General features: G+C 56.3%; 8 protein-coding genes, 2 tRNA genes and 1 other RNA gene. 6 read left to right on the forward strand and 5 right to left on the reverse strand.

From position 1 onward, the window contains the following. Window positions 1-226: 226 nt before the first annotated feature. The 3 genes from M495_RS09175 (at window position 227) to M495_RS09185 (ending at window position 3,204) form a co-directional block, all read left to right on the forward strand. A complete protein-coding gene (locus M495_RS09175) occupies window positions 227-1,531 on the forward strand; it encodes an NAD(P)/FAD-dependent oxidoreductase (RefSeq protein WP_020826361.1) in 1,305 nt (434 codons plus the stop codon). Between the two features lie 358 nt (window positions 1,532-1,889). Continuing rightward, window positions 1,890-2,426 carry a glycine zipper 2TM domain-containing protein gene (locus tag M495_RS09180; protein WP_169534192.1) on the forward strand — a complete coding sequence of 179 codons (537 nt, stop codon included), beginning with the start codon at window positions 1,890-1,892 and terminating at the stop codon, window positions 2,424-2,426. A 292-nt stretch (window positions 2,427-2,718) separates the two neighbouring features. Continuing rightward, the gene (locus M495_RS09185) at window positions 2,719-3,204 is read left to right on the forward strand and encodes an RrF2 family transcriptional regulator (protein WP_020826363.1); all 486 of its coding nucleotides are present in this window, start codon (window positions 2,719-2,721) and stop codon (window positions 3,202-3,204) included. 229 nt (window positions 3,205-3,433) lie between these two features. Here the strand turns inward: M495_RS09185 and sdeB are convergent, their stop codons facing one another. Both sdeB and M495_RS09195 read right to left on the reverse strand, forming a co-directional pair. Continuing rightward, window positions 3,434-6,577 (reverse strand): multidrug efflux RND transporter permease subunit SdeB, encoded by a 3,144-nt coding sequence (sdeB, locus tag M495_RS09190; protein ID WP_020826364.1) that lies wholly within the window; start codon window positions 6,575-6,577, stop codon window positions 3,434-3,436. A gap of 22 nt (window positions 6,578-6,599) precedes the next feature. Beyond that, on the reverse strand, window positions 6,600-7,787 hold the full coding sequence (locus M495_RS09195) for an efflux RND transporter periplasmic adaptor subunit (RefSeq protein ID WP_020826365.1): 1,188 nt from the start codon (window positions 7,785-7,787) through the stop codon (window positions 6,600-6,602). 296 nt (window positions 7,788-8,083) lie between these two features. Here M495_RS09195 and M495_RS09200 point away from each other — a divergent pair, with 296 nt between their 5' ends. Continuing rightward, on the forward strand, window positions 8,084-8,440 hold the full coding sequence (locus M495_RS09200; RefSeq protein ID WP_020826366.1) for a helix-turn-helix domain-containing protein: 357 nt from the start codon (window positions 8,084-8,086) through the stop codon (window positions 8,438-8,440). 156 nt (window positions 8,441-8,596) lie between these two features. Here M495_RS09200 and M495_RS09205 read toward each other — a convergent pair. From M495_RS09205 to M495_RS09210, 3 genes are all read right to left on the reverse strand, one after another. Further along, a tRNA-Ser gene (locus tag M495_RS09205) sits at window positions 8,597-8,686 on the reverse strand. 224 nt (window positions 8,687-8,910) lie between these two features. Beyond that, window positions 8,911-9,031, reverse strand: a non-coding RNA gene (locus M495_RS26255) — RtT sRNA. Window positions 9,032-9,078: 47 nt separating this feature from the next. Continuing rightward, window positions 9,079-9,168, reverse strand: a tRNA-Ser gene (locus tag M495_RS09210). A gap of 431 nt (window positions 9,169-9,599) precedes the next feature. Here M495_RS09210 and M495_RS09215 point away from each other — a divergent pair. Together M495_RS09215 and ghrA are read left to right on the forward strand one after the other, a co-directional pair. Continuing rightward, complete coding sequence (locus M495_RS09215) at window positions 9,600-11,084, forward strand: peptide MFS transporter (RefSeq protein WP_020826367.1); 1,485 nt, start codon at window positions 9,600-9,602, stop codon at window positions 11,082-11,084. 127 nt (window positions 11,085-11,211) lie between these two features. Then, a complete protein-coding gene (gene ghrA, locus M495_RS09220; protein WP_020826368.1) occupies window positions 11,212-12,153 on the forward strand; it encodes a glyoxylate/hydroxypyruvate reductase GhrA in 942 nt (313 codons plus the stop codon). Window positions 12,154-12,229 lie beyond the last annotated feature (76 nt).

Raw genomic sequence — 12,229 nt, forward strand, 5'->3', positions numbered from 1 at the left:
GAAACTGTGACCCAGTGCTAACTATTTGAATCACAATCCTCAAAATTTCCCTTCGTCCAGCCTTTAACCAAAAAAGTTTGATGTACATCAATTTTGGTATTACCAAATAACCCCCCATGCTATTCTGGCTTTAGATAGCAGGTTTAATTTACGCGAACCCTATGTATTCTAAGGATATTATTTCTTTACCCTTGGGCAACAATTGGTTCACATTTAGGGGGTTATTTTGACAACGCCAAAGAAAAAAATCGTCATCGTGGGTGGTGGCGCCGGTGGTCTGGAACTGGCGACCAGCCTGGGCCATAAACTCGGTCGTAAGCATAAAGCTGAAATCACGCTGGTGGACCGTAACCACAGCCATCTGTGGAAACCTTTGCTGCATGAAGTCGCAACCGGTTCCCTTGATGATGGCGTTGACGCGCTGAGCTACCTGGCGCATGCGCGCAATCACTCTTTCAGCTTCCAACTGGGTTCGCTGACCAACATCAATCGTGAAACCAAAACGCTGCACCTGGCGCAAATCTGCGACGAGCAGGGTGGCGAATTGGTGCCTGAGCGCGAGTTGTCTTACGATATTCTGGTGATGGCGCTGGGCAGTACCTCGAACGACTTTGGCACTCCTGGCGTAAAAGATCACTGTATCTTCCTGGATAACCCGCACCAGGCTCGACGTTTCCACAACGAGATGCTGAACCTGTTCCTCAAGTTCTCGGCGCAGCCGGGGCAAAAAGAGCGGGTGAATATCGCTATCGTTGGGGGCGGTGCCACTGGCGTTGAGCTGTCCGCCGAGCTGCATAATGCGGTGAAACAGCTGCACAGCTATGGTTTTGAAGGCCTGGACAACAGTGCACTGAACGTGACGCTGGTCGAAGCGGGCGAGCGTATTCTGCCTGCGCTGCCGCCGCGTATTTCGGCTGCTGCACATCAGGAACTGAACAAATTGGGCGTGCGCGTGCTGACCAACACCATGGTCACCAGCGCGGATGCCAACGGCCTGAATACCAAAGGCGGCGAATTTATCGATGCCGATCTGATGGTGTGGGCGGCCGGTATCAAGGCGCCGGACTTTATGAAGGACATCGGCGGGCTGGAAACCAACCGCATCAACCAGCTGGTGGTAGAGCCAACGTTGCAAACCACGCGCGATCCGAACATTTTCGCCATCGGCGACTGCGCTTCCTGCCCGAAAGAGGGCGGTGGTTTTGTACCGCCGCGCGCCCAGTCGGCGCACCAGATGGCATCACGCTGCTTTACCAACATTCTGGCGCTGATGAACGGCCAGACGCTGAAGCCGTACGTGTATAAAGACCACGGTTCGTTGGTGTCTCTGTCCCGCTTCAGCACCGTGGGCAGCCTGATGGGCAACCTGATGCGCGGCTCGATGATGGTGGAAGGCCGCATTGCGCGCTTTGTTTACATCTCGCTGTACCGTATGCACCAGGTCGCTTTGCACGGCTACATCAAAACCGGCCTGATGATGCTGGTTGGCGGCATTAACCGGGTGATCCGCCCGCGTTTGAAAATGCACTAACCGCCCCGTTATCGACCACCCACGCCGGTTCGCCCGCGTGGGTTTTTTTATGCCTACAGCCGCAAGATCGGGGAGGCAGCAGCTGATTATTCAGCACAATGTCCCGTCGTTATGGGTAAAAGTCTTAAGAATCCTCCTAAACACTGGGGGTAAGTGGGATTTCCGGCATTTTTGGTCACATTGTCTTATTGCGAGGTTCTGGAACATTGTGCAGACTTTCTCTCGTTTACAGACGGCGCGTCGCGCACGCCGTAAACCGGAATACCACGTGCCGCCAATGCGCAAAATAATAAGCGCGGTGCAATGTCGGTAAAGTCCCCGGTACAAATGCGTGGTAACACTTTCAGGAGGATTTCCTGTGAACAAGTCAATGTTAGCCGGTGTGGGTATTGGTATTGCAGCCGCTCTGGGTATTGCTGCGGTTGCCAGTCTTGACGTTTTCTCTTCCGGTCCGCAATACGCGCAGGTACTCGCTGCCACGCCGATTAAAGAAACCATCAAGACCCCGCGTCAGGAATGTCGCAATGTGACCGTCACTCACCGTGCGCCAGTACAGGACGAGAATCGTCTTGCCGGCTCTGTGCTGGGTGCGGTCGCCGGCGGCGTCATCGGTCATCAGTTCGGTGGGGGTCGTGGACGTGACGTCGCGACGGTCGTCGGCGCATTGGGCGGCGGCTATGCCGGTAACCAGGTGCAGGGGGCGATGCAGAATAACGACACCACCACCAGCACGCAGCAGCGTTGTAAAACGGTCTACGACAAATCACAGAAAATGCTGGGTTACGACGTGACCTACAAGATTGGCAATCAGCAGGGCAAGATCCGCATGGATCACGATCCCGGCACCCAGATCCCGCTGGATAAAAGCGGCCAGCTGGTGCTGAACAAAGCCTGATCGCCCGATAAGAATTAAACCCGCGAACAGTGTTAGTTCTGATCGTTTAACTCAGTTAAGCGAGCGGCATTAATATTGGCGCGGGTTTCTGTCTATTTACTCCCCGCCGTTTTGCCGTCAGGCCAGTACTGACGCTATTTCCCGCACTAATGTATCCGTGCGATTTATCCGGGCATAACTTCAATAGTGCAACAGTGTTTGTTATATTATTGTGCAATTGAGCGGGTGTTGTGGCGTGATGCCACCCCGGCCAAACCTGAGAATTGGGTCTCCCGGAGACAGAGATAAAAACATGTTAGATTTTCGCTTTCCGACAGCGTTGCAAATGGTACTTAGCGTAGCCGTGGCTGAAAAGCTGGGCGTGCGTTCGACCAGCGCGGTCCTTGCCGCCGGTCTGGAAGCCAATCCCAGTTTTATCCGCAAGCTGATGGTGCCCTTGACCAAAAATGGCATCATCGTTTCTACCCTCGGCCGTAATGGTTCGATTCACCTGGGGCGCCCGGTGGAGCAGATCACCCTGCGAGATATTTACCTGTCCGTGATTGACGATAAGCGCATCTGGGCCGCCCGCCCGGAAGTACCGGCCCGCTGCCTGGTCAGCGCCAATGCCTGTTGGTATTTCAAGTCGGTGGTAAACGAAGCGGAAGAAGCGTCGCTGGAAGTATTGGCGCGCCATACGGTAGCCGACGCGTTAGCTGAGCTGGAGCGGGGCGATAAGCGTGCCTGTGCGGAATATATGGCGCGTGCCGGTCAGGATGCAGAGACAGCGGAAAAATAAATCACGCTAAACGCTAAAACAAAGAAAAAGCCCGGTGTTTAAACCGGGCTTTTTTATGGCTGACAAAGTCCTTTGCCGTTAAAAAATCTGATCTTGGGACGAATAAAAACAAAGAATTATGTCTTCTGATCTACCCCAAACATCCGAAAATCCCATTTTTCGGGTGTTTGTCATCAGACTAAGCCCGGTGTTTAAACCGGGCTTTTTTATGGCTGATACAAACGGAAGATTAGGCCGTTTGCTGACGTGCCTTACGTGTGACCATACGACGCAGGGTTACGTAGAACACCGGGGTCAGGAACAACCCGAACAGCGTGACACCCAGCATGCCGGCAAACACCGTAATACCGGTGACGCCGCGCACTTCGGCCCCGGCACCGTGCCCCAGGATCAGGGGAATGGTTCCGGCGATAAAGGCGATAGAGGTCATCACGATCGGCCGCAGTCGCAGACGGCAGGCTTCCAGCGCCGCTTCCATGATGCTTCTGCCCTGCAGCTCAAGTTCGCGGGCGAACTCGACAATCAAAATGGCGTTTTTACAGGCCAGCCCCATCAATACCACTAACCCTACCTGGACGAACACGTTGTTGTCGCCGCCGGTCAGCCAGACGCCGAACAGTGCCGACAGCATGGTCATCGGCACGATCAGGATCACCGCCAGCGGCAGCGTCCAGCTTTCGTACAGCGCCGCCAATGCCAGGAAGGCCAGCAGTACCGCCACCGGGAACACAATAATCGCCGCATTGCCCTGGGTTGACTGTTGGTAGCTCAGGTCGGTCCATTGGATGTTCATACCGTTCGGTAACAGCTTATTGGCCATGCTGGTCAGTTCACTCATTGCCTGTGACGATGACAACACCCGAGGATCGGCATCGCCAATCAGGTCCGCCGCCGGGAAACCGTTGTAGCGGATCACCGGGTCCGGGCCGTAGGTGGTGCTGATGCTGACCATGCTGCCAATCGGCACCATTTCACCCTTATCGTTACGTGTGCGCAGGTTGGCGATATCCTCCACGCTGTCGCGGAACTGACCATCAGCTTGGGCCATTACTTTCCAGGTGCGACCGTAGCGGTTGAAGTCATTGATGTATGACGAACCAAGGTAGGTCTGCAGCGTGCTGAACAATCCGTTAAGCGGTACGCCTTGCGCCTTGGCCTTGTCGCGGTCAATTTTTGCGTCCAACTGCGGCACGTTGGCCTGATAAGACGAAATAGGGAAGCCCATGCCCGGCGTTTGCATGATGGCACCCGACATCGTATTGATCGCAGTCTGCAGCGCGCCATACCCCAGACCGCCACGATCCTGAATATACAGTGAATACCCGGAGCCCTGACCGATGCCGAGAATGGGCGGTGGCATGATCGAGAAGGCGAAGCCTTCCTGGATCTGTGAAATCTTGGCGTTAATTTCGGCGTTAATCTGCGCCGCACTGCGGGTGCGGGTGCTTAACGATTCAAGCGCAAAGAACACGGTGCCGGTGTTGGGCGTATTGGTGAACTGCAACGCATTCAAACCGGGGAAGGAGACTGCATCGGTTACGCCGTCGACGCTCAGGCCGATAGCGCTCATCTTGCGGATCACCGCATCGGTACGCTCCAGTGACGAACCTTCCGGCATTTTCACCCCGCCAATCAGGTAAAGTTTGTCCTGAGTCGGGATAAATCCGCCCGGAACGGTTTTAAACATCACCCCGGCGGCACACAGCAACAGCACGTACACCACAAATACCGCGCCACGCTTGCCTAACGCACGTGAAACCCCACGCTGATAACGTTGCGAACTGTTGGCAAAGAAGCGGTTGAACGGGCGGAACAGCCAACCGAATAACCGATCGATCAGGCGTGACGGCATGTCCTTCGGCGCACCGTGCGGTTTGAGCAACAGCGCTGCCAATGCGGGTGACAGGGTCAGCGAGTTGATGGCGGAAATCACGGTCGAAATGGCGATAGTGACGGCAAACTGCTTATAAAACTGGCCGGTAACGCCGGAAAGAAACGCCATCGGGACGAACACGGCGCACAGCACCACGGCGATGGCAATAATCGGGCCGGAGACTTCGCGCATTGCCTGATGCGCTGCCGCCAGCGGCGACAGACCTTCTTCAATATTACGCTCGACGTTTTCCACCACCACGATGGCGTCGTCGACCACGATACCGATGGCCAGCACCAGCCCGAACAAACTCAACGTATTGAGCGAGAACCCCAACAGATAGAGCGCAGCAAAGGTGCCGACAATGGAGATCGGAACCGCCAGCAGCGGGATGATCGACGCGCGCCAGGTCTGCAGGAACAGAATGACCACCAGAACTACCAGCAGCACCGCTTCAAGCAGGGTATCTATTACCGAGCGGATAGAATCGCGCACGAACACCGTAGGGTCGTACGGCGATTCCCAGCTCATGCCGTCCGGAAAGCGGGTCGACAGCTCGGCCATTTTGGCCCGCACCGCATTGGACAGTTCGATGGCATTGGCACCCGGTGCCTGGAAGATACCAATCCCGACCGCGTCTTTATTATTGAGCTGGGCACGCAACGCATAGCTGCCGGAACCCATTTCAATACGCGCCACGTCACGCAGGCGGACGATCTCGCCGTTGTCGCCGCTTTTGAGAATGATATTACCGAACTCTTCCTCAGTCTGCAGGCGGCCCTGCGCGTTGATCGACAGCAGGTAATCGCTGCGGGTCGGCATAGGTTCCGCCCCCAACTGGCCGGCGGAAACCTGCACGTTTTGCTCCTGCATGGCGGTAACCACGTCAGAGGCCGTCAGCCCGCGTGAAGCGACCTTGTTCGGATCCAACCAGATGCGCATCGCATATTCGCCCGCACCGAAGATCTGTACCTGACCGATCCCCGGCAAACGGGCCAGTTCATCCTTGACCTTCAGGGTGGCGTAGTTGCGCAGGTAAAGTGAATCGTATTTGCCGGAAGGGGAGACCAAATGCACCACCAGCGTCAGGGCCGGCGATTGCTTCTGGGTGGTTACCCCCTGGCGACGCACATCCTCCGGCAGGCGCGCTTCGGCCTGCGCCACGCGGTTTTGTACCTGCACCTGTGCCTGGTCAGGATCGGTTCCCGGGCGGAAGGTGACGGTGGTTACCAGGACACCGTCGGAACCGGCTACCGATTTCATGTACATCATATTTTCGACGCCGTTGATCGCTTCTTCCAGCGGCGTTGCTACCGTTTCGGCAATCTCTTTCGGGTTGGCGCCCGGGTATTCTGCGCGCACCTGCACGCTGGGCGGCACGACGTCAGGGTACTCGCTGATCGGCAACAGCGGGATGGCAATCACGCCGCCGACAAAAATCAGGATCGACAGCACCGCGGCAAAAATCGGTCGGTCGATGAAAAAACGGGAAAAGTCCATGGCTCAGAATTCCTGCTGGGGCTTAGTTAAGCGCGGAAGCATCGGCGTTGATCGCCACGGTTTTTGCTGCAACCGGCATGCCCGGCATAAACACTTTTTGCATACCGTCGACGATCACCCGATCGCCCGCAGACAGGCCTTTGCGGACAATGCGCAGTCCGTCAGCCACGCGGCCGACCTCGATGTCTCGGCGCTGCGCCTTGCCGTCTTTATCGACGATATAAACAAACTTGCGGTCCTGATCGGTCATTACCGACTTGTCGTCAATCAGCATGGCGTTGAACACGGCGCTGCCGGGCATCTGCACCCGTGCAAACAGCCCTGGCGTAAAGCGGCGCTCGGCGTTTTCCAGCAGGGCGCGCATACGAATGGTACCGGTGCCGGCGTTCAGTTGGTTATCGGTGAAATCCACCACGCCCTGATGCGGATAGCCGTCTTCGCCCACCAGCCCGACCTTCACCGGCAGTTTTGCCGTGCGTCGACCATCGTTTTGGTACCGCAGGAAGGTGGCTTCATCGACGTCGAAATAGACATACACCTTATCGAGCGAGACCAGCGTGGTGAGCACGCTGGCGCTGTCGCCGGCGGTGACCAGGTTACCGGCAGTGATCATGGCGCGGCTGGCGCGACCGTCGATCGGGGCGATCACTCGGGTAAAGTCGAGATTCAACTGTGCCATGTCGAACTGGGCCTGGGCTGCTAAAACGTTGCTCTGTGCCTGTGCGGCGGAGGAGCGACGTTGTTCCCATACCTCGGTCGAAATCGCCTGGCTGCCAATCAGCTTCTCGGTACGGCTGGATTCGCTGCGCGCCAGCGCGGCCTGGTTGCGTGCCCGCACCAGTTCGGCCTGAGCCTGTTCGCGCGCGGCGCGGTAGGTACGATCGTCTATGGTAAACAGCACCTGACCTTTCTTGACTTCGTCGCCTTCGGTGTAATTCACCTTGTCGATATAGCCGGAAACCCGCGGACGCAACTGCACGCTTTGCACCGCTTCGATTCGGCCATTAAAGGTATCCCATTGGCTGATGGGTTTGATTACCACGTCGGCGGCGCTGACGGCAGGCGGCGGGGGGGCCGCATTCTTGGCGGCGCTGTTATCACACCCGGCCAGCAACGTGACCAGCAGCGCAATCGCCGAGAGGCGTGCGCCGAAACCGATGGCGTTATGACGGCCTGGAGAGGGGAACAATGAGTTTGGCTGGCTTGGCATTCTTTTTATTTCCAGTGGGTAAGCACGATCAGGCCATACACCCGGCCCTGTTATCCGGGTAACGACTCTGGCCTGGGGCCGACGGCAGTGCGGTTGCACCGTCATCGGCGCAACGGTTAGGTTTTGAAACACATTGTTGTCACATTAATGTATCAATATCGGTTACATTAATTGTGTGGATTATAGAAGTGCCCCTCCGTTAAATGCAATAATAAAAATTGCATTTAGTGCGAAACTGCTGCAACGTAATGACATCGGGCAGCGGATTTACCTGCCAACGTCATGGGAGCGTCAGCATGAATAGCACGGGCTTTATTACTGATTTGATTGAGTGGATTGACAACAATCTGGAAGAGAAGCTGGATATCAACACCGTGGCGGGGCGCGCGGGGTATTCCAAATGGCACCTGCAGCGTATGTTCAAACGCCAGACCGGCTACGCGCTGGGGGAGTATATCCGTATGCAGAAGCTGAGGCTTTCAGCCGAGCGCCTGGCCAACAGCGGCGAGCCGATCGTCAGCGTGGCGATCTCACTCGGTTTCGATTCGCAACAGTCCTTCAATCGCAGTTTTAAACGCCATTACGGCCAAACCCCGGGTGACTGGCGCCGAGGTGGAATGCAGCCGCACATGATGGCCAACCGACCGCACTGAGGCGGGTTGCAGACAGCAAAAAAGCCTGAACTCGCGTTCAGGCTTTCTCGTCAAATAGGGCGGTGAGGGGGGATTCGCGCGCTGCGCTCATCCTCCCGGTCGGTATGACATGCAAAAAAAAGTCTGGAGGTTAATCCAGACTTTCTCTTTAAAATATGGCGGTGAGGGAGGGGTTCGAACCCTCGATACACTTTCGCGTATACACACTTTCCAGGCGTGCTCCTTCAGCCACTCAGACACCTCACCGTATTTTGTTGTTGCGTACTCACTGGTGCAACGGGGCGCTACTATAGGGAGAGAGGGCGATCCGGTCAAGCAGAATTTCTTGGTTTCGACGCGTCCGGTTAACCTGTGTTCGCTTTGCCGAAAACTACGGCGAACCGCACGCACAGGCAGTTTCGCCAGGGCGTTTCCTGCGCCGCAGGCAACAAAAAAGCCTGAACTTGCGTTCAGGCTTTCTCTTTAAAATATGGCGGTGAGAGAGGGGTTGATTCGCTGCGCTCACCCTGCGGGCCGCCTTTGGCGGTCCAAAACACGTAGCGTTTTGTCAAACCCTGTCGAGGGTTCTTACCCTCTCGGATCCTGCTTTATAAAAGCAAAAAAGCCTGGACGCGAATCCAGGCTTTCTCTTTAAAATATGGCGGTGAGAGAGGGGTTCGAACCCTCGATACACTTTCGCGTATACACACTTTCCAGGCGTGCTCCTTCAGCCACTCAGACACCTCACCGTTTTACTTCATCGCCAACGCGTTGCGCTGTCGACGGGCGCTAATGTAGGAGAATCTGATCCCAGCGTCAACCCTCTTGTGACATAACCATGACTGTTTAGCTAAACTTGCAGCAATTTGCTGATTTCCCGAGCAATCGACCACCGCGCTACACACATCCGCTGGACCCTCATGGGGCTAAATTGCCTCGCAGGTTAATATTTGTACATTTTGATGTTGGTTAGCTCAATATATCAGCAGTGGGATTATCCATGGTGCAGTTATATGCATTAATACTGGATTATTAGTCATATGTGTCGCTAAATAGATTGGTGCAGGCACGGCGGTTTTGGCAAGGAATATCACACCGCCGCGCAGGTTGCCGGGCAAGACGCCGGCGATAACGTAGACAGGGACTGACCTATTAAATAATAATGCAGTAGAGGTTCATTTTGACTCCATCGGACTCCACAACGGCAGCGCCGCAGCGCCATGCCATCCCCCCGGGCACCGGGGCACTGTTCTTTATCCAAATCTTTGCCACCCTGGGTTTTGCCGTGCTGTATTCCACGCTGGTGCTGTACGCCACCAAGCGCCTGGGCTTCAGCGAAGGCAGCGCCAACGCCATGATGGGCGTATTTGGTGCGTTCAACTACGGTTTGCATATGTTTGGTGGTTACCTGGGCGGGCGCTTCCTCAGCAACCGCAACCTGTTCGTGCTGGGCATGGTGCTGCAGGTGATCGGTTGTGCATTGATCGCCGTGGCGGGCGTTTGGGGGCTTTATTGGGGGCTGGCGATGTTCCTGACCGGCAGCGGGCTGAACGTCACCTGCATTAATATGATGCTGACCCAACGCTTTAAACCGGATGACGATCGGCGCGAATCGGCCTTTTTGTGGAACTACGCCGGGATGAACCTGGGGTTCTTTGTCGGATTCACCGTGGCCGGCTATTTCCAACTGACCGAAAACTACCGCGCTCTGTTCCTGTTCGCCACGTTGGGCAATGCCGCGGCGATCATCGTCGCCGTCAGCCGCTGGCGCATTCTGGCCGATCTCAACACCCCGCTGCACGATGCCAGCCGTTCGCAATACCGCTGGCGCATGCTGGTCGGGCTGGCGGTATTGGTGGCACTGGTGCCCATTATCCGCGTGATGCTGACCCATGCCGAATTCAGCGGCCACTTCGTGATTGGCCTCGGAGTACTGATTTTCCTGATGTTATGCGTGGTGACGTTGCGCCACCACCCGCGTGACGAACGTCGCCGGATGACGGCTTACCTGATCCTGGCATTAGGCTCTCTGGTGTTTTGGGCGCTGTATCAGCTGGCCCCAATGGGGCTGATGCTGTTCTCCGAGCACAATATCAATCTGAACGTTTATGGCATTCAGGTGGCGCCGCAGTGGATCCAGAACATTAATACGCTGGTGATCGTGGTGGGTGGCCCGCTGATGGCCTGGTGGTTCAATCGCCTGCGCGCTCGCGGCTGCAATATCGATATTCCGATGCAGTTCTCCGGTTCGCTGTTTTGCATCGGGCTGGGCATGCTGGTGTTGCCGTTGGGCATTAGCCTGGCCGGCGGCGACGGGCTGGTGGCATTCAAATGGATCGCGATCAGTTACGTGTTGCAGAGCATCGGTGAACTGATGATTTCCCCTATCGGTTACGCGATGATCGGCAAACTGGCGCCACCGCGTTATCAGGGCGTCATGATGGGCTGCTGGATGATGGTCACCGGCGTTGCTTCGGTGCTGGCAGGCTATGTCTCCGGCCTGATGCCGGAAAACAGCGGCAGTACCCCGTTGCAAACTAACCCTGGCTACAGTGAGGTGTTCAGCGTACTGGGCTGGGGCGCTGCGTGCGTTGGCGTGGTGATGCTGATTTTGATCCCGCTGTTGCGCAGGCTTATCCGGCATGACGCTCCTGCCGCAGCCTGAGATCCCACGGTCTAAAAACAGCCCCACTGGTCGGGGCTGTTTTCATTTTGAGCTTTAGCGCTTGCATCTGTTGGCGAATCGCGGAAGTCTGGATGCAAATGCATAAAAACAGACGGGAGCCGCACAGATGAACATCATTTTTTATCACCCTTTCTTTAACGCCCAGGACTGGCTGACAGGCCTGTCGCAGCGTCTGCCACAGGCGACGGTACGTGCCTGGCAACCTGGCGACGATCGCCCGGCGGATTATGCGCTGGTGTGGCGGCCGCCCTATGAGATGCTGGCGAATCGCGGCAAATTAAAAGGGGTTTTTGCCCTCGGTGCGGGCGTTGACGCCATCCTGGAACAAGAGCGCCAGCATCCCGGCACTCTTCCGGCAGGCGTTCCGCTGGTGCGCCTCGAGGACACCGGCATGGCGCAACAGATGCAGGAATATGCGCTTAGCTATGTGCTGCGTTATTTCCGCCGTTTTGATGAATATCAGTTACTGCAACAGCAGCAGAAGTGGCAACCGCTCGATCCCCATCAGCAGGAGAATTTCACCATTGGCATTTTGGGGGCGGGGGTGTTGGGGAAAAGCGTGGCGCTGAAACTGGCGGAGTTTGGTTTCAACGTGCGTTGCTGGAGCCGCAGCCCTAAACAGATTGCTGGCGTGCAGAGTTTTGCCGGTGCAGAGCAACGCGCCGCATTTCTCGATGGCGTGCAATTGCTGATCAACCTGCTGCCCAATACGCCGGAAACCGCAGGTATCCTCAATCAGCAACTGTTTGCGCACCTGGCGCCTGGCGCTTACCTGATCAATCTGGCGCGTGGCGCGCATCTGGTTGAGGACGATTTACTGCAGGCGCTGGAGCAGGGGCAAATCGCCGCCGCTACGCTGGATGTGTTCGTTGAGGAACCGCTGCCACAGGCGCATCCGTTCTGGCGTCATCCGCGTGTCACCATTACCCCGCATATTGCTGCCATCACCTTGCCGGAAGCGGCGATGGATCAGATAGCTGCAAACATTCGTGCGCTTGAATCCGGCCAAACACCGGCCGGCGTGGTGGATGTGCAACTGGGTTACTGATCTTTCGGTGATGCACCTGCTAAGCTAATTGAATAATAAACCGCGCCTGCCGCCGTATTTACGGCAGGCCGCCAAG

The sequence above is a fragment of the Serratia liquefaciens ATCC 27592 genome, assembly GCF_000422085.1.
Lineage (GTDB): Bacteria > Pseudomonadota > Gammaproteobacteria > Enterobacterales > Enterobacteriaceae > Serratia > Serratia liquefaciens.